This window comes from Streptomyces sp. NPDC093071 (assembly GCF_044754545.1).
GTDB lineage: Bacteria > Actinomycetota > Actinomycetes > Streptomycetales > Streptomycetaceae > Streptomyces.
On sequence record NZ_JBIVPH010000015.1, the window covers coordinates 78,176 to 99,368 of the forward strand.

18 protein-coding genes are annotated in these 21,193 nt (G+C 73.5%); 11 read left to right on the forward strand and 7 right to left on the reverse strand.

Annotated elements, in window-relative coordinates; all coding sequences use genetic code 11:
- The first annotated feature begins 417 nt into the window (after positions 1-417).
- Entirely contained in the window at positions 418-1,983 is a 1,566-nt protein-coding gene (locus ACIQD7_RS32970) for an APC family permease (protein ID WP_402446761.1), read from the forward strand.
- A gap of 119 nt (positions 1,984-2,102) precedes the next feature.
- Here the strand turns inward: ACIQD7_RS32970 and ACIQD7_RS32975 are convergent, their stop codons facing one another.
- Complete coding sequence (locus ACIQD7_RS32975; protein ID WP_402446764.1) at positions 2,103-2,315, reverse strand: hypothetical protein; 213 nt, start codon at positions 2,313-2,315, stop codon at positions 2,103-2,105.
- Between the two features lie 56 nt (positions 2,316-2,371).
- Between ACIQD7_RS32975 and ACIQD7_RS32980 the strand changes: the two genes are divergently transcribed.
- Positions 2,372-2,872 carry a GNAT family N-acetyltransferase gene (locus ACIQD7_RS32980; protein WP_402446767.1) on the forward strand — a complete coding sequence of 167 codons (501 nt, stop codon included), beginning with the start codon at positions 2,372-2,374 and terminating at the stop codon, positions 2,870-2,872.
- Here ACIQD7_RS32980 and ACIQD7_RS32985 read toward each other — a convergent pair.
- Together ACIQD7_RS32985 and ACIQD7_RS32990 are read right to left on the reverse strand one after the other, a co-directional pair.
- Positions 2,838-3,305, reverse strand: coding sequence for a carboxymuconolactone decarboxylase family protein (locus ACIQD7_RS32985; RefSeq protein ID WP_121828364.1), 468 nt, complete (start codon positions 3,303-3,305; stop codon positions 2,838-2,840). The two genes, ACIQD7_RS32980 and ACIQD7_RS32985, sit on opposite strands and share 35 nt — an antisense overlap.
- A 200-nt stretch (positions 3,306-3,505) precedes the next feature.
- Positions 3,506-4,255: a GNAT family N-acetyltransferase gene (locus ACIQD7_RS32990; protein WP_402446771.1), complete on the reverse strand. Its 750-nt coding sequence runs from the start codon at positions 4,253-4,255 to the stop codon at positions 3,506-3,508.
- Between the two features lie 276 nt (positions 4,256-4,531).
- Here ACIQD7_RS32990 and ACIQD7_RS32995 point away from each other — a divergent pair, with 276 nt between their 5' ends.
- The 3 genes from ACIQD7_RS32995 (at position 4,532) to ACIQD7_RS33005 (ending at position 9,307) form a co-directional block, all read left to right on the forward strand.
- Positions 4,532-5,362, forward strand: a complete 831-nt coding sequence (locus tag ACIQD7_RS32995) for an LLM class F420-dependent oxidoreductase (RefSeq protein ID WP_402446774.1) — start codon at positions 4,532-4,534, stop codon at positions 5,360-5,362.
- An 85-nt stretch (positions 5,363-5,447) separates the two neighbouring features.
- Positions 5,448-8,033 carry a bifunctional FO biosynthesis protein CofGH gene (locus ACIQD7_RS33000; RefSeq protein WP_402446777.1) on the forward strand — a complete coding sequence of 862 codons (2,586 nt, stop codon included), beginning with the start codon at positions 5,448-5,450 and terminating at the stop codon, positions 8,031-8,033.
- A 155-nt stretch (positions 8,034-8,188) separates the two neighbouring features.
- Complete coding sequence (locus tag ACIQD7_RS33005) at positions 8,189-9,307, forward strand: ADP-ribosylglycohydrolase family protein (RefSeq protein WP_121828360.1); 1,119 nt, start codon at positions 8,189-8,191, stop codon at positions 9,305-9,307.
- Between the two features lie 106 nt (positions 9,308-9,413).
- Here ACIQD7_RS33005 and ACIQD7_RS33010 read toward each other — a convergent pair whose 3' ends face one another.
- From ACIQD7_RS33010 to ACIQD7_RS33020, 3 genes are all read right to left on the reverse strand, one after another.
- Positions 9,414-9,614 carry a DUF397 domain-containing protein gene (locus ACIQD7_RS33010; RefSeq protein ID WP_053640748.1) on the reverse strand — a complete coding sequence of 67 codons (201 nt, stop codon included), beginning with the start codon at positions 9,612-9,614 and terminating at the stop codon, positions 9,414-9,416.
- Between the two features lie 190 nt (positions 9,615-9,804).
- On the reverse strand, positions 9,805-10,665 hold the full coding sequence (locus ACIQD7_RS33015; protein WP_121828359.1) for a helix-turn-helix transcriptional regulator: 861 nt from the start codon (positions 10,663-10,665) through the stop codon (positions 9,805-9,807).
- Positions 10,666-10,875: 210 nt separating this feature from the next.
- The gene (locus tag ACIQD7_RS33020) at positions 10,876-11,574 is read right to left on the reverse strand and encodes a GPP34 family phosphoprotein (protein ID WP_030219076.1); all 699 of its coding nucleotides are present in this window, start codon (positions 11,572-11,574) and stop codon (positions 10,876-10,878) included.
- 183 nt (positions 11,575-11,757) lie between these two features.
- On the opposite strand from ACIQD7_RS33020, the gene ACIQD7_RS33025 reads away from it, so the two are divergent.
- From ACIQD7_RS33025 to ACIQD7_RS33050, 6 genes are all read left to right on the forward strand, one after another.
- Positions 11,758-14,559, forward strand: a complete 2,802-nt coding sequence (locus tag ACIQD7_RS33025) for a serine hydrolase (RefSeq protein WP_402446783.1) — start codon at positions 11,758-11,760, stop codon at positions 14,557-14,559.
- 159 nt (positions 14,560-14,718) lie between these two features.
- Positions 14,719-16,779 carry an MFS transporter gene (locus ACIQD7_RS33030; protein WP_402446786.1) on the forward strand — a complete coding sequence of 687 codons (2,061 nt, stop codon included), beginning with the start codon at positions 14,719-14,721 and terminating at the stop codon, positions 16,777-16,779.
- A 130-nt stretch (positions 16,780-16,909) separates the two neighbouring features.
- Positions 16,910-17,437: a DUF1269 domain-containing protein gene (locus ACIQD7_RS33035; protein ID WP_383410117.1), complete on the forward strand. Its 528-nt coding sequence runs from the start codon at positions 16,910-16,912 to the stop codon at positions 17,435-17,437.
- A 98-nt stretch (positions 17,438-17,535) separates the two neighbouring features.
- Complete coding sequence (locus tag ACIQD7_RS33040; RefSeq protein ID WP_121828356.1) at positions 17,536-18,630, forward strand: chemotaxis protein; 1,095 nt, start codon at positions 17,536-17,538, stop codon at positions 18,628-18,630.
- 14 nt (positions 18,631-18,644) lie between these two features.
- Positions 18,645-19,289, forward strand: coding sequence for an FxLYD domain-containing protein (locus tag ACIQD7_RS33045; protein ID WP_402446791.1), 645 nt, complete (start codon positions 18,645-18,647; stop codon positions 19,287-19,289).
- A gap of 177 nt (positions 19,290-19,466) precedes the next feature.
- Positions 19,467-19,826 (forward strand): DUF1269 domain-containing protein, encoded by a 360-nt coding sequence (locus ACIQD7_RS33050; protein ID WP_402446794.1) that lies wholly within the window; start codon positions 19,467-19,469, stop codon positions 19,824-19,826.
- 90 nt (positions 19,827-19,916) lie between these two features.
- On the opposite strand, the gene ACIQD7_RS33055 is transcribed toward ACIQD7_RS33050, so the two are convergent.
- Positions 19,917-21,185, reverse strand: a complete 1,269-nt coding sequence (locus ACIQD7_RS33055; protein ID WP_402446797.1) for an arginine deiminase — start codon at positions 21,183-21,185, stop codon at positions 19,917-19,919.
- Positions 21,186-21,193 lie beyond the last annotated feature (8 nt).

Below are 21,193 nucleotides of genomic sequence, written 5' to 3' on the forward strand. Positions count from 1 at the left end.
ACGGGGCGTCGGCGGGGCGTCGGCGGGGTTCCGCCGGGAGCGCGGCGGCGGCGGGGGTGGTAGGGGGTCCGGCGGGGTCCGACCGGCTCCGGATCCCGTTCCGCGTCCCCTCCCGCGCCCCGTTCCGCCGTCACGGCGCCGGGCCCCGTACCGCCCCCGCCCCCGGCCGAAGCCCCTGGTGGCCGCGCGAAAAATTCCTCGGGAAAATTTCGAAACGGACATTTGGGGCCGAGCTGCGGTTCCCGCATATCGGACGTCGATCGACGGACCTACCGGTTGGTCGGGTGGTCCGGTTGGTCGATCTTTCAATCATTGGCGAGTGTCCACCTCGACCCCCGCAATGCAAGGCGGTGATCGATCACCCGCGCGGATTCCGAACCTCCGGATGTGGAAACCGCAGCATTTAACGTCCTGTTCATGACTCAGGTGGAAGCGCGGCCGCTGGCCGGAGACACGGTAAGGGGCGCCGACGCCCCGGGCGACGCCCACGGCGTGCGCACCAAAGGACTCGGCGGGAACTCCGTCGGCCTCCTCGGCAGCGCCGTCATCGGCGTCTCCACCGTCGCCCCCGTCTACTGTCTGACCTCGACGCTCGGCTCCACCGCCGGCGAGGTCGGGCTCCAGATGCCCGCCGTCTTCCTCGCGGGCTTCCTCCCGATGCTCCTCGTCGCCTTCGCGTACCGGGAGCTCAACAAGGCCATGCCGGACTGCGGCACCTCCTTCACCTGGACCGTGAAGGCCTTCGGGCCCAAGATCGGCTGGATGTGCGGCTGGGGCCTGGTCATCGCGACGATCATCGTGCTCTCCAACCTGGCCGGCGTCGCGACCTCCTACTTCTGGCTCCTCGCGGGCGAGATCACCGGCAGCGAATCCGTCGCCGCCCTGGACGGCAACAAGGCCGTCCACATCGTCACCTGCCTGACGCTCATCGCCGCCGCCACCGCGATCAGCTACCGCGGCATGACCGCCACCAAGGGCGTCCAGTACGCCCTCGTCGGCCTCCAGCTCGTCGTCCTCGCCGTCTTCGTCGGCATGGCCCTCACGAAGGCCGGCTCCTTCGAGACCTCGGTCGACTTCTCCTGGTCCTGGATGAATCCCTTCGCGGTGCAGTCCTTCGCCGCCTTCACGGCCGGACTCTCGCTCTCGATCTTCATGTACTGGGGCTGGGACGCCTGCATGGCGACCAACGAGGAGACCACCGGAAGCGAGAAGACCCCCGGCCGCGCCGCCCTCATCGCGATGGTCGTCCTGGTCGGCTCCTACCTGGCCACCGGCATCGCCGCCCAGATGGCCGTCGGCTCCGGCGAGCAGGGCCTCGGCCTCGCCAACCCGGAGACCTCCGACAACGTCTTCGCCGCCCTCGCGGGCCCCGTCATGGGCCCCACCCTCGGCGTCCTGCTCTTCGTCGCGGTCCTGGCCTCCGCCGCCGCGAGCCTCCAGACGACCTTCATCCCGGTCGCCCGCACGGTCCTCGCGATGTCCACGTACGAGGCGCTGCCGAAGTCCTTCACTGAGGTCCACCCGGTCTTCAAGACCCCCGGCCGGGCCACGGTCGTCGCGGGTGTCGCCACCGGCGCCTTCTACACGGTGATGACCCTGGTCAGCGAGCACGTCCTGGTCGACACCATCTACGCCCTCGGCCTGATGATCTGCTTCTACTACGCGCTCACGGCCTTCGCCTGCGTCCGCTACTTCCGCAAGGAGCTGTTCCGCTCCTTCCGCGACTTCGCCTTCAAGGGCCTGATGCCGCTGCTCGGCGGCCTCATGCTCACCGCCGTCTTCGGCAAGACCCTGTACGACATGTGGGACCCGGCGTACGGCTCCGGCTCCGCCGTCCTCGGCATGGGCTCGGTCTTCGTGATCGGCGTCGGCCTGCTGCTCCTCGGCGTGGTGATCATGCTGGTCATGCAGCGCCGCAGCCCCGCCTTCTTCCGCGGCGAGGTCCTGACCAAGGAGACCCCGTCCCTGGTGGTGGCCGACTGAGCGGACCGGCGCACTCCTGAGTCGTGACGTCGTGACGTCGCGGAGACGCGAAGGCGGCGGGCCCGTGGGGGGTCCCGCCGCCTTCGCGCGTCCGGTGCCGCCCGGCTGGTTCAGACGGTTCAGAGCTTCGGCAGCAGGCGCTCCACCGCCGCGTTCGCGGGCGGCAGGGCGGGCGTGCCGGCCGGCGCGGCCTCGGGAGTCAGGACGCCGCTGAGCGGCACGACCGAGGGCAGGTTCACGCCGCCGGTGTCGGCGGCCGCGGTGCCGGCGGCCCCCGCGGCGCTGGCGGCGGCGAAAGCGGTCAGGGCTACGGCGGTGAGGATCCTCTTCATGCCCGCTCCAACGCGGAGCGGCCGGGTCCGGTTACGAGTTCCCTAGGATGCCGCCCATGGGAACTGCGGGGGAGACGGTGAACTGGGCGCTGCGCCCCGGCCGGGCGGCGGACGTCGAGTCCGTCGCCGAGCTGCGGGCCGAGGTGATGCGCGACGACCTGGTGCGGCTCGGCCGCTACGACGGGCACCGGGTGCGGCAGCGGCTGCGCGACGGCTTCTCGCCCGCCCACACCTCCGTCGTCGAGGTGGACGGCGCCTTCGCGGGGAGCGTCACCCTGCGCCCGTACGAGGGCGGCGAAGGGCTCTACCTGGAGCACTTCTACCTGGCCCCCGACGTGCAGGGGCGGGGGCTCGGGACGGCGGTGCTGCGCGAGCTGCTGGACCGGGCCGACGCGGACGGGGTGCCCGTCCGCCTCGTGGTCCTCCAGGGGAGCGCGGCCCGCCGCCTCTACGAGCGGGAGGGCTTCACGACCGAGTCCGAGGACCCGGTCGACGTCCTGATGGTGCGCGGGGCCCGTGCGGTCAGATCGCCACGCCGGCCGGCTGCCGGACGGTGACATTGATCCGGTTGAAGAAGTTCGTCAGGCTGACCATCAGCACGATGGAGGCGAGCTGCTTCTCGTCGAAGTGGTCGGCGGCCGCGTCCCACACCGGGTCCGGCACGGCGTCCGTGCTGTCGGCGATGCGGGTCGCGTGCTCGGCGAGCGCGAGGGCCGCCCGCTCCTCGTCGGAGAAGTACGGCGCCTCGCGCCACGCGGCGACCGCGAACAGCTTCTCGTCGCTCACGCCCGCCTTCCGGGCGTTCTTCGCGCCGTAGTCGACGCAGAAGCCGCAGCCGTTGATCTGGCTGGCCCGCAGGTGGACGAGCTCCAGGATCTCCTCGGAGACCCCGCCCTGGCGGGTGGCCTTCACGAGGGCCTGGATCGCGGGACCGGCGTCGGGCAGGACGTAGGCGGGGTTGGTCATGCGGGCCTCGGGGGTGTGCGCCATGGTGATCGCTCCTCGGCGTCTCGTTCGGCAGGTGCTTTCACCGCAACGACGGAACGGGGGCCGGGGATGTGACACGGCCGGGGAACTTTCCCCGAAAGTTTTTCCCGGAGCCGGAGCCGGAGCCGGGGCCGGGTCCGGGTGCTTCGGGACCGGAGCCGGGCCCGGACCAGGCGCGCGGGCCCCGAAGCACCCCCCGCCCCCTACGCCTCCGCGATGAGCGCCGTCGCCACCGTGCGGAAGCCGAGGCGGCCGTAGAGCCGGGCCACGTCCGCGTCCGAGGCCGACAGGAACACCAGGTCCGCGCCCCGGGACCGGGCGTCCGCGACCAGGGCGGCCGTCACCGCGAGGCCGAGGCCCCGGCGCCGGGCCGCCGGGACGGTGCCGACGCCGACGACCTCGGAGACGTCCCCCACCGGCTGGTGCTGCCCGGCCGCGAGGGCGGCCTTCCCCTCCGTACCGCCCGCGAAGGCCGCCGCGACCCGGGTCAGACCGGCCGCGATCCGCTCGGCGGTCCGCTCGGCCGTCCCGGGCTCGGGCGGGAAGCCGAAGGCGGCGTACGGGGCGGCGACGGCGCTCTCCAGACCCGGATCGTCCGCGTCCACCATCCGTACGGCGACGCCCGCGGGCTCCGGCACGGCGAGGGGGTCGCCCGCCAGGACCATCAGCGGGTGCTCGTGGACGGTGAGCCCGCTCGCCTCCACGGCCGCCCGCAGCCCCGGCGCCGTCTCCGCGACCCACTCGAAGGCCTCGGGCACCCCCAGCTCCCGCTGCCGGGCCCGCACCCGCTCCACGGCCCCGACCGGGACCTCCCCCTCGTGACCGGGCGCGGGCCGCGCGTAGAAGGGCCAGCCCTCCCCCTCCCGTACGAAGAGGGTCAGCGGCCCGAACTCCTCGGCGCGGGCGGAGGACCGGGGCACGGCGTCGTAGTACGCCTCGATTCGCTTCAGCACCGGGCCACGGTAGGGGCGGGACGCGCGGGGCGCAGGCGGTTTTCCGGGCGGGAAGGGAACCGGGGGCGGCACGTGCTCCGAGGACGGGCCGGCGGGGCCGGACGGCCGGGACCGTGCCGTACGGGAGCCGCTGCCCGAGTCGCCGCCGGACCCGCGGTACCCGGGCCGGGTCTCGGCGCTGAGCGCCGGGCGCGCCGGGCATCCGGCCGGGGCCGCCTTCCCGCCGCTCCCGTCGCACCCCTCGGAAAACTCCGCCCCACCCCCTACCGTGCCGGTATGCGGATCTCGACCACGATCTTCCTGACCGACGAGACCATCACCCCGGTGCGGCTGGCGCGCGAGCTGGAGGAGCGCGGCTTCGCCGGGCTCTACCTGCCCGAGCACACCCACATCCCCGTCGAACGGGCCACGCCCTACCCGGCGGGCGGCGAGCTGCCCCGGGAGTACGGCAGGACCCTGGACCCCTTCGTCGCCCTCGGGCAGGCCGCCGCCGTCACCGAACGCCTCGGGCTCGGCACCGGCATCACCCTCATCGCCCAGCACGACCCGATCTCGCTCGCCAAGCAGATCGCCACCCTCGACCACCTCTCCGGCGGCCGCTTCACCCTCGGCGTCGGCTTCGGCTGGAACCGGGAGGAGGCCGCCGACCACGGGGTCGACTGGGCGTCCCGCCGGAGGCTCGGCCGCGACCGGATCGACCTGATGAAGGCCCTGTGGGCCCCCGAACCCACCGCGTACGCCGGGGAGTCGGGGGAGTCCGTCCGGGCCTCCGAGGCCTGGCCCAAGCCGGCCGGCGGCGCGCCCCGGATCCTCGTCGGCGGGGCGGCGGGCCCGAAGCTCTTCGCGCAGATCGCCGCGCAGGCCGACGGCTGGCTGCCGATCGGCGGCCGGGGCCTCGCGGACGCCCTCCCGGTCCTGCGGACGGCGTGGGAGGAGGCCGGCCGCGACCCGAAGGCGCTCCACGTCGTCCCGTACGCGGTCCTGCCGAACCCGGACAAGCTCGCATACTACGCGGACCTCGGCTGCGAGGAGGTGGTCCTCCAACTGCCGCCGGGGGAGGAGGGGGAGGTGCTGGGGGTGCTCGACGCGTACGCGCGGTACCTGTGAGGACCCGAACTCCCGGACCGCCGGGCGGGCAGCCGGGTGCGGGGACCCGAACCCGGCTTCCCGCGCCCGCTCGTATGCTCGGTCCATGACCGATCACCAGGCAGCACGTCCCACCGAGAACGCCATGCGACGGGCCCTCAGGCGGGCCAGGGACGGGGTCGCGCTCGACGTCTCCGAGGCCGCCGTGCTGCTGCGGGCGCGCGGGGACGACCTGGCGGACCTGGTGGCGTCCGCCGGGCGCGTGCGGGACGCCGGTCTGGAGGCGGCCGGGCGGCCGGGCGTCATCACGTACTCCAAGAGCGTGTTCGTCCCGCTCACCCGCCTGTGCCGCGACAAGTGCCACTACTGCACCTTCGTCACCGTCCCCGGCAAGCTGCGCCGGGCCGGGCACGGGATGTTCATGTCCCCCGACGAGGTCCTCGACATCGCACGGCGCGGCGCCGCACTCGGCTGCAAGGAAGCCCTGATCACGCTCGGGGACAAGCCCGAGGACCGCTGGCCGGAGGCGCGCGAGTGGCTCGACGCGCACGGCTACGACGACACGATCGCGTACGTGCGGGCCATGGCGATCCGGATCCTGGAGGAGACCGGCCTCCTCCCGCACCTCAACCCCGGGGTGCTCTCCTGGACCGACTTCCAGCGCCTCAAGCCCGTCGCGCCCTCCATGGGGATGATGCTGGAGACGACCGCGACCCGGCTGTGGTCCGAGCCCGGCGGCCCCCACTACGGGTCCCCCGACAAGGAACCGGCCGTGCGGCTCAGGGTCCTGGAGGACGCGGGCCGCTCCTCCGTGCCCTTCACCTCGGGGCTGCTGCTCGGCATCGGGGAGACCCTGGAGGAGCGGGCCGAGTCGCTGTTCGCGCTGCGCCGCGTCGCCCGCGCGTACCACTCCGTCCAGGAGCTGATCATCCAGAACTTCCGCGCCAAGCCGGACACGGCGATGCGCGGGATGCCGGACGCGGAGCTGGACGACCTGGTCGCCACCGTCGCCGTCGCCCGCCTGATCATGGGCCCCTCCGCCTGCCTCCAGGCCCCGCCGAACCTGGTCGACGCCGAGTACGAGCGGCTGATCGCGGCCGGTATCGACGACTGGGGCGGGGTCTCGCCGCTCACCATCGACCACGTCAACCCCGAGCGGCCCTGGCCGAGGATCGAGGAGCTGGCCGAGCGGTCCGCCGCCGCCGGTTTCGAACTGCGCGAACGCCTCTGCGTCTACCCCGAGTTCGTCACCCGGGGAGAACCCTGGCTCGACCCCCGGGTCCTCCCGCACGTCCGCGCCCTCGCCGACCCCGAGACGGGTCTCGCGAACCCCGACGCGCCCGTGCGCGGCCTGCCCTGGCAGGAGCCCGACGAGGCCTTCGCCGCCACCGGCCGCACCGATCTGCACCGCACCATCGACACCGAGGGCCGCACGGCCGACCGGCGCGACGACTTCGACGAGGTGTACGGGGACTGGGAGTCGCTGCGGGAGGCCGCCGCCCCCGGGATGGTGCCGCAGCGCATCGACACCGACGTCCGCGAGGCGCTGGCCGTCGCCGCCGACGACCCGGAGCGGCTCACCGACCCGCAGGCCCTGGCCCTCCTCCACGCGGACGGCCCGGCCCTGGACGCCCTGACCCGGATCGCCGACGACCTGCGGAAGTCGGTGGTCGGCGACGACGTCACGTACGTCGTCACCCGGAACATCAACTTCACCAACGTCTGCTACACCGGCTGCCGCTTCTGCGCCTTCGCCCAGCGCCGCACCGACGCCGACGCGTACACCCTCTCCCTCGACCAGGTCGCCGACCGCGCCGAACAGGCCTGGGAGGTCGGCGCGGTGGAGGTCTGCATGCAGGGCGGCATCCACCCCGACCTGCCCGGCACCGCCTACTTCGACATCGCGCGGGCGGTGAAGGAGCGCGTCCCCGGGATGCACGTGCACGCCTTCTCCCCGATGGAGGTCGTCAACGGCGCCTCGCGCACCGGCCTGTCGATCCGCGAGTGGCTGACGGCCGCGAAGGAGGCCGGGCTCGACTCGATCCCCGGCACGGCCGCCGAGATCCTCGACGACGAGGTCCGCTGGGTCCTCACCAAGGGCAAACTGCCCACCGCCACCTGGATCGAGGTGATCACCACCGCCCACGAACTGGGCCTGCGCTCCTCCTCCACGATGATGTACGGGCACGTGGACCAGCCCCGGCACTGGCTCGGCCACTTCCGGACCCTGGCCCGCATCCAGCGGGAGACCGGCGGCTTCACGGAGTTCGTGACGCTCCCCTTCATCCACACCAACGCGCCCGTCTACCTGGCCGGCATCGCCCGCCCCGGCCCGACGGCCCGCGAGAACCGCGCGGTCATCGCGATGGCCCGGCTCCTCCTCCACCCGCACATCCCGAACATCCAGACCAGCTGGGTGAAGCTGGGCACGGAGGGCGCCGCCGAGATGCTCCGCTCGGGCGCCAACGACCTGGGCGGAACCCTGATGGAGGAGACCATCTCCCGGATGGCCGGGTCGAGTTACGGCTCGTACCGCTCGATCAATGACCTGGAGGCCATCGCGGAGGCGGCGGGCCGCCCGGCGAAGCCCCGCACGACCCTCTACGGGGAGGTGCCCGAGGAGCGGCGGCGCACGGCGGAGGCCTCCGACGGACACCTGCCGGAACTCCTCCCGGTGCTCCCGGCCGAGTGAGGACGCCCCCGGGTCGTAGCCCGGCGGAGTGTGGTCAAAACCGGCCCCGAGGGTGTCGGAACACATAACGTTCCGTCCCCCGGACGGGCACACCCGGTCCATTACAGTGCGGCGAGGGAACCGACAGCGAACCGCCGACCGGGGGAGGGCACGTCGTGGCCACGACAGCCGCAGCCGTGTGGGGCCGTGCCGAGCAGCAGGACTTCCGGGCCCGGGTGCGGGGCTGTCTGCTCGGCGGGGCGCTCGGCGACGCGCTGGGGGCGGGCGCCGGCGGTTCCTCCCTCGCGGAGCTGCGCGCGGCCCACGGACCTGACGGACTCACCGACCCCGTCCCGGCCTTCGGCCGCCGGGGCGCCGTCACCGCCGCGACCCAGATGACCCTCTTCACCGTCGACGGCCTGATCCGCGCCCAGGTCCGCCGCGACACCGGCGCCTGGCACCCGCCCACCGACGTCCACCGGGCCCATCTGCGCTGGGCCGCCACCCAGCGCGACTGGGGCCCGGACGAGCGCCGCAAGGACAACGGCTGGCTCGCCCACGAGGAGTGGCTCTACGCCCGCCGCAACCCGCCCCGCGCCTGCCTCACCGGCTTCGGCGACGAGCACCTCGGCACCCCCGACAAGCCGAAGAACCCGGAGGCCGGCGACTCCGGCGCCCTCGTCCGCTCGGCCCCCTTCGGACTGCTCGTCGGCTGGGAGCCGCAGCTCGTCCGCCGGCTCGCCGTGGAGTGCGCGGCCCAGACGCACGGAGCCCCGGCCGCCCGGCTCGCGGCGGGCGCCTTCGCCCTCGTCGTCCACGGCCTGGCCCGCGGCGGCCCGGTGGAGGCGGCGGTGGCCGTGGCCCTGGAGCAGCTCGCGGAGTGCCCCGGCCACGAGCCGGTCACCGAAGCCCTCGGCCGCGCCCTCGGAGCCGTACGGGAAGGGGTGCCGGACGCGGAGCGGGTGGCCGCCCTCGGGGCGGACGAGGACCGGGCCGAGGGGCAGCTGGCGGCGGCCGTCTACTGCGCCCTGGTCGGCGAGGACGTGCGGCACGGGCTGCGGCTCGCCGTGAACCACGACGGGCCCTCGCCGGTGACCGGCGCGCTCACCGGGGCCCTGCTCGGCGCCCTGCACGGCGACACGGCCCTCCCGCCGGCCTGGCTGGCCGAACTGGAGGGCCGCGGGACGGTCCTGGAGCTGGCGGACGACTTCGCGATGGAGATGACCCAGGGCGCCGCCCTGCACACCCCCGAGGAGTCCGCGCCGGGCTGGCTGGCGCGCTACCCGAGGGGCTGAGGAGCGCGGGCGGTCCGGAAAAGGACCGAGCCCCCTCGGCCAGGACGGCGGACCGGACGAGAGGGCTCTTGCGTGCTGCTGGTGACCGCTCGGGGCACCGGGGGCCTTAGAGGGCCCCGGTGCTCACCTCGCCGACGAAGGCGCTCCAGGAACCCGGTCCGAACGAGAGGGACGGGCCCTCGGGGGCCTTGGAGTCCCGCACCGCGATCGCGGCCACGACGGGGGACTTCACCTCGACGCAGGCCCCGTTCCCACCCGAGTAGGAGGACTTCGTCCAGGTGTCCGTACCACCCTGAATAATCGCCATGCTGCTCAGCTCCGGTTCTGCCAGTTTCTGCCAGTGGGGTGTCGCGCCGACGTTCTCGACGACGTGATCGACGCTACTCGCCGGTCCCGGGCGACGGGACCGGCGTTCACACGTCCGAGTGGCATATTCCAACGAGGCTTCCGTGGGAGCGATTACTGCGTGTACGGTGCCTGCCCACCCGCTCCGGGCCTCAGCCCTGGGCGTGCTTCTTGGCCATCTTCGAGATGAACTCCCTGGTCTGGTCGACGTTCAGCGCCTGCGCCCGGAGGTGCTCGTACATGACGCTGTACTTGCCGACGTCCTGCGCCTTCTCCAGGTACAGGTCGCTCGTGACGCCCTCGATGTAGACCACGCTGGAGTCCGAGGTGTCCGGGAACTCCAGGATCGAGTACTGCCCGCTGATCCCCGGGTGCGCGCCCATGTCGAACGGCATCACCTGCACGGTGACGTGCGGCAGCTGCGACTGTTCGAGCAGGTGCTCCAGCTGCTGCACCATCAACCGCCTGCTGCCCACGATCCGGTGCAGCGCGCCCTCGTCGATCACCGCCCACAGGCGCAGCGGGCGCTCCTCGTCCCGGATCCGCTCCTGGCGGCGGGTGCGGACCTGGACCCGCTTCTCGATGTCCGCGGGCGTCGACTCCGGCAGCGCCCCCGCGATCACGGCCTCGGCGTACTCGTGGGTCTGGAGCAGTCCGGGGATGATCTGCGGCTCGTACATCCGCAGGCTCTCCGCGTCCGTCTCCAGACCGATGTAGACGCTGTACGGGATGTCGCCGAAGGCGTGCCACCAGCCCTGCTGGCGCGAGTCCTTGGCCATCTGCATGAGGGAGTCGACCATGCGCTCGTCCTCGACCTCGTACACGCCGCACAGGTCGCGGACGTCACGCTGGCTGATGGAACGGCGGCCGTTCTCGAGCCGGCTGATCTTGGACTGGGAGACGAGGAGGCGCTCGGCGACCTGCTCGGCCGTCATGTTCTTCGCCTCCCGGAGCTTGCGCAGCTCCTGGCCCAATCGGCGTCGCCTGACGGTGGGGTTGACGTTGGACGCCACGGAAACTGCACCTCCGGCTGTCTGCTGCGTAGCTGTGTGTGCCTGACGCTTGGCAGACTGCCACCAAAGGCCGTGCGTGCGCTGGGAAACGGGGACAACGCACATGTGCGGGGCGGTCGTCCAGACCGCCCCGCACTGTTGTGCGGCTCCCGGGATGGTTCGTGTGGCGCCTTGTTACCGCGGCGCCGTGGTGCTGCGGTGCCGTGGTGCTCAGTGCGCCGCCGCGCGGGCCATGCCGCCGCGTGGCTGCGCCGGAACGCCCTGGGCGCTTCGGCGCGGTTGCGCCCCCGCGCCGTTCTGGACGTCCATCACGGCGTGCGCCACGAGTCCGCCCATCGGGTCGTGCCGGATCAGGTCGCGCAGCCGGGACCGCGACGACCGTCCTTCGTTGCCGGGGTAGAGGTGCTTGCCGAGACCGACCGCATGGGCCAGCGCGGCGAGCGCCGCGGTCCGCGGGTCCGGCGGTACGCCGGTGCGGATCGCACTGTCCAGCCGGGCACGGATCTCCCGACTGATCGCCGTGTCCGTCGCCTGGTAGCGAGTCGTCGGCAACACCCCGCACATCTGGCCCTCCACGGCATGGACCATGCCGCATCGCTCCAGATGCGAGAGATACGTCTGACGGAGCCCCAGTCGGGGTCCGCCTATCCAGTGGACGGCCCGGACCGGGCTGCCGCGCCTGCGCAGCAGCTCCAGTGCGGAGTCCAGTGTCGGATCTCCGGTCGGCCGTGGCATCACCACGGCGATACGATCCCCGTCAGGGGCTATCCGGCCTGCCAGCGCCAGCTCCACTAGCTGTGCTCCGGCCAGGCCGAGGTCGAGCGACTGCGGCTGCGCTGTGGTACCCGTGGTCGGGTCCAGAGCGAGCAGCAGAAGCTCCTCCGGAATGGTTCTGCGGCTCCTGCCCATCCATGCCTCCCCGCGTGGATGAATGACAGGGTGACCCCTCTCACATTCATCTGTCGAGAGCGCCCGGGTGGTTCCTCCGGGAACCGGTAGGTATGTCGTTCTCGTCTAGCACGGGGGCCAAGGGGTTCACACAGGACACTGGTAGACGGTTCGGACGTACGTATGACGCATGGAGGAGGCACGGTGGCGGGCGAGTCCCCCGACAAGGCGGAGCAGCAGGGGTCGTCGCAGGAGACGGCGGCGGCCTCGGGCGGCGGCGGCCGGGATCCCCGGCTTTCCGTGCTCCGGGAGTCAGAGCCCGCGTCGCCCTCCGCGGAGCCCTCGGACCCCCCGGTACGGGTCGACCAGCCGACCGCCGTGTTCAAGACCCTGACGCCGCGTACGTCCGGGGACGACGCGTCTGAGGGCGCCGAGCCGGAGTCCGCGTCCGCGCCTGTGTCCGCTTCCGAGCCCGAGTCCACGTCTGCGCCCGAGTCCGAGCCGGAGAGCGAGCGGCTCAAGGCGGCCGTGGCGGCGTGGGTCGCCACGGCGGCGGAGGAGCCCGGCGGGGCCGCCGGGACGGCCGAGGAGGCGCCCGGGGGCCCCGGGGAGACCCCGGAGACCCCGGAGGCCGCCGAGACCGCGGAGGAGCCCCGGGCGGGCGCCGAGCCGGGCGCCGGGCCCGAGGGCGACGCCACGGGCGAGGACGAGCCGGGGGCGGAGGCCGCCGAGCCGGCCGGAGCCGTGGAGCCCGTCGAGGCTGGGGAGGCCGACGCGTCCGGCGAGGACGTCGAGGGCGCCGAGGCCGCCAAGGGCACTGAGGGTGCCAAGGCCGTCGGGGCCGCCGAGGGCGCCGAGGGCGCCGAGGGCGCCGAGGCGGTCGGGGACGCCGGCGGTGCCGGGGGTGCCTCGGCTGGCAGGGGCACTGAGGCCGTCGGAGGTGCCAAGGGTGCCGGGGCCGTCGGGGACACCGAGGGGGCCGAGACTGCTGAGACCGGCGGGGTCGCCGAGGGCGCCAAGGGCGCCGGGACCGGCGGGGGCGCCAAGGCCGTCGAGGTCGCCGAGGCCGCCAAGGGGAAGGTCCCCGTCGAGGGGGAGGCTTCCGCCGACGAAGAGACCTCCGTCGAGGACAAGACCCCCGCCGACGAAAAGGCCCCCGTCGACTCCTGGTTCGCCGCCCGGAAACCGGCCGCCGAGGCCAAGTCCACCCCCGCGAAGGCCCCGGAGCCCGCCGGGGACTCCAGCGGCTCCGGCAACTCCAGCGACTCCGAGGGCTCCAGCAGCCCCGAGGGCGTCAGCGGCTCCAGCGACTCCGGCGGCTCCGAGGGCGCCAGCGACTCCGGCAGCTCCGGCGGCTCCAGCAGCCCCAAGGCCTCAGGCAGCCCCAGCGACTCCGGCGGCTCCGGCGGCTCCGAGGCCGCCGGCCACGCTTCCGAGGACGACGAGCCCCCCGTCGATCAGCCGACGGCCATGTTCAAGATGATCCGTCCGCCCGTCGACCAGCCGACGACCGCCCTGAAGCTTCCGGCCGGGTCGGTGGGCGCGGGCGCGGACACGGATCCGGACAGCGAGCGCACCAGCACCTTCCTGCCGCTGCGGCCCGACATCCCGGCCGAGCGGAAGGCCCCGGAGGCCGAGTCCGCACCCGAGGCGCCCGCGCCCGCCCCCGTACCGCCGGCGCTCGCCGAGCCGGAGCGGACCCGGCAGCAGCCGCTGCCGCCGCTCCCCCCGCTCGACCTGCTCGCGGAGCTGACGAACACCCCGCCCCCGCCGCCGAGCCCGCTGCGGACGACCCTGCGCCGGGTCCGGATCTGGACCCCGCTGGTCCTGCTCCTCCTGATCGTCTTCGCGATCGCGCAGATGGTCCGCCCGCTGCCCGCGCCCGCCCTGACGCTCTCCGCCGCGCCGACCTACACCTTCGAGGGCGGCGAGCTGAAGATGCCGTGGCCCGGCGAGGGGCAGGGCGCCGTCGAGGTCGAGGGCGTCGGCTCCATGGGCGCGTACGGTCCCCAGAAGCCGGCCCCGATCGCGTCCGTCACCAAGACGATGACGGCGTACGTGATCCTCCGCGACCACCCGCTCAGGGGGAAGCAGAACGGTCCCGAGATCGAGATCGACAAGAAGGCCGCCGACCAGGGCAAGGCGGAGCACGAGTCGACCGCCGCGGTCCAGGAGGGCCAGACCTACTCGCAGAAGGAGCTGCTCCAGCTCCTGATGATCCCCTCCGCGAACAACGTGGCCCGGCTGCTCGCCCGCTGGGACGCCGGTTCCGAGGCCGCGTTCGTCGAGAAGATGAACGCCGCGGCCAAGGAGCTGGGCATGACCCAGTCCACGTACACGGACCCGTCCGGCCTGCTCGACAGCACGGTCTCGACCCCGAAGGACCAGCTGAAGCTGGCGAAGGCGGTCATGCAGTACGACGTGTTCCGCGAGATCGTGAACACGCCGAACGTGACCATCGACGGCCTCCCCAAGCGGATCGAGAACAACAACAACATCCTGCTCAAGCCGGGTGTCGGCGGCATCAAGACCGGTTCCTCCACCCCGGCCGGCGGCAACCTGCTCTGGTCGGCGAACACCATCGTCGACGGCCAGAACCGCCGGATCCTCGGCATCGTGATGGGGGCCAAGAACGCCCAGTACCTGGGCGACAAGCTCCAGCTCTCCATCGACTACAGCTACGAGCTGATCAAGCGGGCGCAGAAGGACGTGACCTCGGCCGCCGTGGTCCGCAAGGGCCAGGTCCTCGGCTACGTCGACGACGGCCTCGGCGGGAAGACCCCGGTCGTCGCCACCAAGGAGCTCAAGGCGGTCGGCTGGCCGGGCCTGAAGGTGGAGCTGGACCTCACCGACGGCGGCAGGGCCGTCCCGCACAGCGGCAAGGCGGGCGACGTCGTCGGCCAGGTGTCGATCGGTACGGGCGCGGGCCGGGTCAGCTCCCCGGTGGCCCTCCAGGCCGACCTGGTGGAGCCGGGCTTCGACAAGAAGCTCACCCGCGTGGGCTGACCGCCCTCGGCGGCGGGGTGGCCCGGGAGCCACCCGCACGGCTGGACGCCCCGGTTCTCCGGGGCGTCCTGCTGTTAGCGTTTCCGGGCGACGAGAAGCGCGCGTGGACCTCCGCGCGGAGCGAGACGGGACGTACGGGACGTAGGGGAAAGGGCCGCAGTGACCACCGCCGAGCCGACACGCGCCGACCGCGCGGACTCCCCCTCCGACCCCCTCCCGGCCTCCGCCGCCCCGTCGACGGGCACCGCGGAGCCCGCCGCCGACACCGGCTCCCGCACCGGCTCGGGCCCGGACTCCCGTACCGGCTCCGGTTCCCGTACCGGCTCCGGCCCGGACGCCCGTACCGGCTCCCGTACCGCGTCCGCTCCGGTCGGGGACGCCCTCCTCGACGCCGTCCCCGCGCCCGGTGACACCGTCCCCGGAGCCGTCCCCGCACCCGGGGCCCCTTCGCTCTCGCGAATACCGCTTCCGGCACAGCGGCCCGCCCCCGAGCAGGCCGCTCCGGTGCGGCGGCGGAAGCGCCGCCACACCGTCATGGTGGCCACGGGGCTCGCCGCCCTCACCCACGTCCTCTGGTTCTTCCTCGTCGCGAACAGCGGCGGGGACCTGGCCGCGCAGGACGCGTGGGCCGAGTTCGTCGGACGGCACCCGGACTCCGCGTACAACCTCGCCTGGTACGGCGGGATGCACCCGGTCTCGTACAGCGTCGTCTCGCCGTACCTGATGTCGCTGCTCGGCGTCCGCACCACCATGATGATCACCGGCACCCTGTCGGCCGCGCTGACCGCGCTGATCCTGGTGCGGGTGCGGACGGTCCGCAATCCGATGGCCTGCGCGGTCGCGGGCGTCTTCGCCTTCCTCTGCAACGCCCTGTCGGGCCGGGTGACCTTCGGCCTCGGGATGCTGTTCGCGGTCGGCGCGGTCGCCGCCGTCTTCTGCTGGCCGCACCGCTGGCGCCGCAAGCGCTGGGCCAAGGCCGCGGTCGCCGCCCCGCTCGCCGGGCTCGCGACCGCGTGCAGTCCGGTCGCCGGGCTCTTCCTCGGCGTGGCGGCGGCGGCGCTCTTCCTCAACAAGCGGCGCCCCGGCGCGTACGCCCTCGGGCTCGCGCCGGTGGCCGTGGTCGCGCTCTCCTCCTGGCTCTTCCCCTTCTCGGGCACCCAGCCGATGGCCTTCGGCTCGGCCGCGCTCCCGATGGTCTTCGGGGCCCTGGTCCTCCTCCTCGTGCCGAATGACTGGCGGACGGTCCGCACCGCCGCCGCCGTGTACGTGGTCGGCACCTTCCTCACCTGGGCGATCGACTCGCAGATCGGCTCGAACATCTCGCGGCTCCCGATGCTCTTCGCCGGGGTCGTGCTGCTCGCCGCCCTGCCGTACACCGCGCCGCGCTCGCGGCGCTGGTACGCGCTGCTGCTCGCCTTCGCGGGCCTGAACTTCTGGATCGGCTTCAAGGGCGTCGACGACGTCATCCGCACCGCCCCGGACGCCTCCTGGGCGCGCGAGCTGGCGCCGCTGGTCAACCAGCTCCAGGTGCGGGGCGCGGGCAAGGCGCGGGTCGAGGTCGTGCCGGCCTCCAGCCACCGCGAGTCCTCCGCGCTCAGCCCGTACATCAACCTGGCGCGGGGCTGGAACCGGCAGGCGGACATGGAGCGCAACCCGCTCTTCTACGACGACACCCTCAACGCCGTGAACTACCAGGACTGGCTCGACCGCTGGGCCGTCCACTTCGTGGTCCTGCCGACCGGCGCCCCCGACTCCGGCGCCGAGCGGGAGGCGGAGCTGGTCGACAAGGGCCTGCCGTACCTGAAGCAGGTCTGGTCGGACGCGAACTGGCGCCTGTACGAGGTCGCGGACCCGACGCCGCTCGCGGAGCCGCCCGCCCGGGTCGAGAGCGTGGCGGCGAACGAGGTCGTGATCCGGGTCGACAGCCCCGGCCGGGTCCTCATCCGCGTGCCGTACTCGCCGTGGCTCGCCCTCATGGACGAGGACGGCGGCAAGATCGAGCCGCCCCAGGAGACCGAGGAGTCGAAGCTGGCCCGCGAGGAGTCGGAGACCGAGCTCCCCAAGGTCTTCGCCAACGTGGAGGGCTGCCTCTTCAAGACGGAGGCGGACGCGGAGGGCGACGAGTGGACGGAGCTCGTCGCGCCGAAGGCGGGCGTCTACCGCCTGGGCTCCCCGTACAAGCTCTCCCGGGGCACGGCCTGCCCGGAGGAGCTGCGCTGAGCCGCCGCCCCCAGGCCCTTCCGTAGGGCCCCGGACGCCTCCACCGAGTCGCGGAAACGGACATCCCGGACAAGGATGTCGGTGCGTGGACCGTGGCGCCCCGCACGGCGCCTTCTGGAGGTGGACAGGGATGTCCGAGCTCATCGTCATCGGCTACGACGACCCCGCCGAGGCCGAGCGGGCCCTCGGCACGGTGCAGGACCTGCAACGGGACCACGTCGTGCGCCTGAACGGGCTCGCGACGGTCTCGGTCGACGCCGACGGGCGCACCCACGTCGACACCTCCAGCCGGGTGGTGGCCTCCACCGCCGCCACCGGCGCCCTGTGGGGAGCGATCTTCGGGATCCTGTTCCTGCTGCCCGGCGTCGGCCTCGTGACCGGCGCGGCCCTGGGCGGCCTGGTCGGCAGGCTCGCCAAGTCGGGCGTCGACGACCGCTTCCGCGAGCAGGTGGGCGACCTCCTGAAGCCGGGCTCGGCGGCGGTCGTGATCATGGCGTCGAAGATCACGGACGACAAGTTCACGGCGGCGATGCAGCCGCACGGCGGCACGGTCCTGAAGACCTCGCTCAGCGACGAGGACGAGCGGGAACTGTCCGAACAGCTCACGGGCCGGCCGGACGGGCCGGGCCCCGTCCACGTCTCCGCCACGACCCCCTAGGCCGGGGCCCCGCCCCACGACGTCCCGGGCCCGGGCCCGTACGGGTGCCCCTCCCGTACGCGTGGCCCCCACCCCTCCCCCCATCCGAAAGGCCTCCCATGCACCCCGCGCTCAGTGCCGACGCGCTCGCCAAGCTGCGACAGCCCCGCCCGTACCCCGCCGTGTCGCTCGTGATGCCGACCCACCGCCGCGAGCCCGACAGCGCCCAGGACCCCGTCCGGCTGCGCAACCTCCTCGCGCGGGCCGAGAAGGCCCTGGAGGAGGACCCGGCCGTGACGCGGGAGCGGCGCGCGGACGTGCGGGACCAGCTGGAGCGGGCCGCCGCCGAGATCGACCTCGTGCACGCGGAGGACGGCCTGGTGATCTTCGTGGCGCCCGGCGAGCACCAGGTGTGGACGGTGGCCCGCGAGGTGCCGGAGCGGGTGGTCCTCGCGGACACCTTCCTCACCCGCAACCTCGTCGCCGCGCAGGCCGCCGAACGCCCCTACTGGGCACTGACCGTGGCCGCCGACCGGGTCTCGCTGTGGAGCGGCGGGCCGGAGCGGACCGTGGAGCACACCGGGGACGGCTTCCCGTTCGAGCGGAGCCTGGAGCCCCAGGACGTGGAGCGCGAGGAGCGCGTCGGGGACGTGCCGAGCACCTTCCGGGACGAGGACACCCGCGCCTTCTTCCGGGACGCGCACCAGGCGCTGCGGACCGTCCTCGCCTCCGAGTCCCGCCCGCTGTACGTGCTCGGCGAGGCGCCCGCCGTCTCCCTCCTGGAGGAGACCGGGTCCCTGCCGCAGGGGACCGTCCCCGTCCAGCAGGGCGGCCTGGGGCACGGGCCCGCGGAGGCCGTGCGGAAGGCGGTGGAGCCCCTGATCGCCGCCCACGAGGCGGCCCTGACGACCACCGTCCTGGCCGAGCTGGACGCGGCCCGGGGCCGGCGGGAGTACGCCGGCGGCCTCGACGAGGTGTGGCAGGCCGCGAAGGAGGGCCGGATCCACCTGCTCGCCGTCGAGGAGCACTTCCGGGCGGTCGTGCGCGACTACGGCGACCACCTCGAACCGGCGGAGGCCTCCGACCTCGACGCCCGCGACGACATCGTGGACGAGATCGTCGAGCAGGCCCTGGAGACGGGGGCCGAGGTGCGGTTCGTCCGGGACGACTCCCTGGCCGACGTCGCCCGCATCGCCGCCGTCCTGCGCTACTGACCCCGGGAGACCCCATGAGCACCACACCGTCCCGCACCGCCGGGAAACGGTTCCGCACCCGGGCGGCGGGCGCCGCCGTCGCCGTCGTCGTCACCGCGCTCGGCGCGGCCGGCCTGGTGTCCTGCGACTCGGGCGGCGACGAGGGCCGCTCCCCGACCTTCAGCGACGGCCCCACGCCCCCCGACACCGCCTCGTTCTCCGGCGGCGCCCCCTCCGCCCTCGCCTCGGCGGCGTCCTCGGCGGCCTCCGCCGCGCGCGAGTCGGCGTCGTCCGCTGCGGCCTCGGCGTCCGCGCGGGAGTCCGAGCGCGCGGCGTCGATCGGCGCCGAGACCGAGCGCTCCCGCAAGCAGGCCGAGGACGCGCTGAAGGGCGTGGAGGGCCGGGGGAACGCCCTGGGCGAGGTCGCGATGACGGGCAAGCCGAGGGCCGAGACGGACGGCCGGCTCGCCGTGGTCGTCACGATCACCAACAAGACCGACGAGGAGGCGTCCTACGCGGTCCAGGTCGACTTCCTCGACCCGTCGGGGAAGGTGGTCGAGACGCAGTTCACCGGCGCCGAGGACCTCGCGCCGGGCGGGCGGAAGCAGCCCCTGGTCATCAGCCGGGAGCCGGCCGAACCGGTGCTGACGCCGAGGCTCACCAAGGCGCAGCGGTACTGACCCGCCGCCCCGCCCCGTACGGAGGAGAACCCCGCGTCCGAGCTCATCGTCATCGGCTACGACGACCACGCCGTCGCCCGCGAGGCCTTCACAACGGTCCAGCGGCTCCGCGACGACCACGTCGTCGAGCTGAAGGGCCTCGCCGTCGTCCGGGTCGACGAGGACGGCGAGACCCATGTGGACACCCCCGCGAAGAGAGAGGAGATCGCCCTCTCGGCCACGGCCGGGGCGCTCTGGGGGCTGGTCCTCGGCATGATCGTCCTCACCCCCGGCATCGGGGCCGTGGGCGCGGCCCTCGGCGGCCTCGTCGGCAAGCTGAACCAGATGGGCGTCGACCGGGGCTTCCGCCAGAAGGTGAGCGAGTTCCTCGAACCCGGCTCGGCGGCGGTCGTCGTCATGGCCTCCAAGATCACCGAGGACCGGTTCGCCGCCGCCCTGGAGCCCTTCGGCGGCACCGTCCTCAAGACCTCCCTGCCGGAGGAGAGCGAGCGGGAGCTGGCGGAGCAGTTGACGGGGGCGGGGCCGGAGACGGCTTGAGACGGGGCCGTCGGCCCTTCCCGTACGGCGTCGCGTCACGTACGTCACGCCGTACCGGGAAGGGTCGACGGCCTGTCCGGTGACCGGGCGTCAGAACTCCACGGCGTCGCGGATCAGCGGACAGGTCATGCAGTGGCCGCCGCCGCGCCCGCGTCCGAGTTCGGCGCCGACGATGGTGATGACCTCCACCCCCGCCTTCCGGAGCAGGGCGTTGGTCTGCGTGTTGCGGTCGTAGGTGAAGACGACGCCGGGTTCGAGGGCGACGGCGTTGTTCCCGCTGTCCCACTGCTGGCGCTCGGAGGCGTACGCGTCCCCGCCGGTCTCGATCACCCGGAGGCCGGGGAGGCCGAGCGCCCCGGCGACGACGTCGACGAACGGGGTGGAGCCCTCGTCGGTGATCTCGACGCCGGGGGCCCGGTCGTCCGGCCGGAGCGAGAAGGTGTGGACGGCGTCCATGATCCGCGGGTAGAGCGTGACGACGTCGCGGTCGGCGAAGGTGAACACGGTGTCGAGGTGCATGGCCGAGCGCAGCTTCGGCATCCCGGCGACGACGACGTGCTCGGCGGCGCCGTTCTCGAAGAGGGCGCGGGCGACCTGGGTGATGGCCTGGCGCGAGGTCCGCTCGCTCATGCCCATGAGGACGACGCCATTGCCGACGGGCATGATGTCGCCGCCCTCGAAGGTGGCCTGGCCCCAGTCCTGTTCGGGGTCGCCCCACCAGACGGTCGCGCCCGTGTAGTCGGGGTGGAAGGCGTACACGGCCTTCATGAGGAGGGTCTCGCCGTGGCGGGCGGGCCAGTACAGCGGGTTCAGGGTGACGCCGCCGTACAGCCAGCAGGTGGTGTCGCGGGTGTAGAGGGTGTTCGGCAGCGGCGGCATGAGGTACTCGCGCGCGCCGACGCCCTCCCGGGCGAGGGAGACGTAGCCGGAGCGGAACGCGTCGGGCAGGTCGGCGGTCGAGAGGCCGCCGATGAGGAACTCGGCGAGTTCGCGCGGCGGGAGGGAGTCGAGGAAGGCGCGGGTGTCGTCGACGAGGCCGAGTCCGACCTCGTTGGGGACGATCTTCCGGTCGAGGAGCCAGTCCCTGGCCCCGGGGACCGCCAGGGTCTCGGCGAGCAGGTGGTGCAGCTCGACGACGTCGACCCCGCGCCGGGTGAGCTCGGCGACGAAGTCGGCGTGGTCGCGCTGGGCGTTCTCCACCCACATCACGTCGTCGAAGAGCAGGTCGTCGGAGTTGGTCGGCGTCAGGCGCCGGTGCGCGAGGCCGGGGGAGCAGACCAGGACCTTGCGGAGCCGCCCGACCTCGGAGTGCACGCCGAGCGCGGCGGAGGGGAGGGGGCGGGTGTCGGGAGGTGTCATGGGCCGGC

What these genes read in the sequence shown, in the direction of transcription:
- ACIQD7_RS32970 (WP_402446761.1), top strand. Translation starts at nt 418, where the DNA reads ATGACTCAGGTGGAAGCGCGGCCGCTGGCCGGAGACACGGTAAGGGGC.
- ACIQD7_RS32975 (WP_402446764.1), bottom strand. Translation starts at nt 2,315, where the DNA reads ATGAAGAGGATCCTCACCGCCGTAGCCCTGACCGCTTTCGCCGCCGCC.
- ACIQD7_RS32980 (WP_402446767.1), top strand. Translation starts at nt 2,372, where the DNA reads ATGGGAACTGCGGGGGAGACGGTGAACTGGGCGCTGCGCCCCGGCCGG.
- ACIQD7_RS32985 (WP_121828364.1), bottom strand. Translation starts at nt 3,305, where the DNA reads ATGGCGCACACCCCCGAGGCCCGCATGACCAACCCCGCCTACGTCCTG.
- ACIQD7_RS32995 (WP_402446774.1), top strand. Translation starts at nt 4,532, where the DNA reads ATGCGGATCTCGACCACGATCTTCCTGACCGACGAGACCATCACCCCG.
- ACIQD7_RS33000 (WP_402446777.1), top strand. Translation starts at nt 5,448, where the DNA reads ATGACCGATCACCAGGCAGCACGTCCCACCGAGAACGCCATGCGACGG.
- ACIQD7_RS33010 (WP_053640748.1), bottom strand. Translation starts at nt 9,614, where the DNA reads ATGGCGATTATTCAGGGTGGTACGGACACCTGGACGAAGTCCTCCTAC.
- ACIQD7_RS33020 (WP_030219076.1), bottom strand. Translation starts at nt 11,574, where the DNA reads ATGGGCAGGAGCCGCAGAACCATTCCGGAGGAGCTTCTGCTGCTCGCT.
- ACIQD7_RS33035 (WP_383410117.1), top strand. Translation starts at nt 16,910, where the DNA reads ATGTCCGAGCTCATCGTCATCGGCTACGACGACCCCGCCGAGGCCGAG.
- ACIQD7_RS33040 (WP_121828356.1), top strand. Translation starts at nt 17,536, where the DNA reads ATGCACCCCGCGCTCAGTGCCGACGCGCTCGCCAAGCTGCGACAGCCC.
- ACIQD7_RS33045 (WP_402446791.1), top strand. Translation starts at nt 18,645, where the DNA reads ATGAGCACCACACCGTCCCGCACCGCCGGGAAACGGTTCCGCACCCGG.
- ACIQD7_RS33055 (WP_402446797.1), bottom strand. Translation starts at nt 21,185, where the DNA reads ATGACACCTCCCGACACCCGCCCCCTCCCCTCCGCCGCGCTCGGCGTG.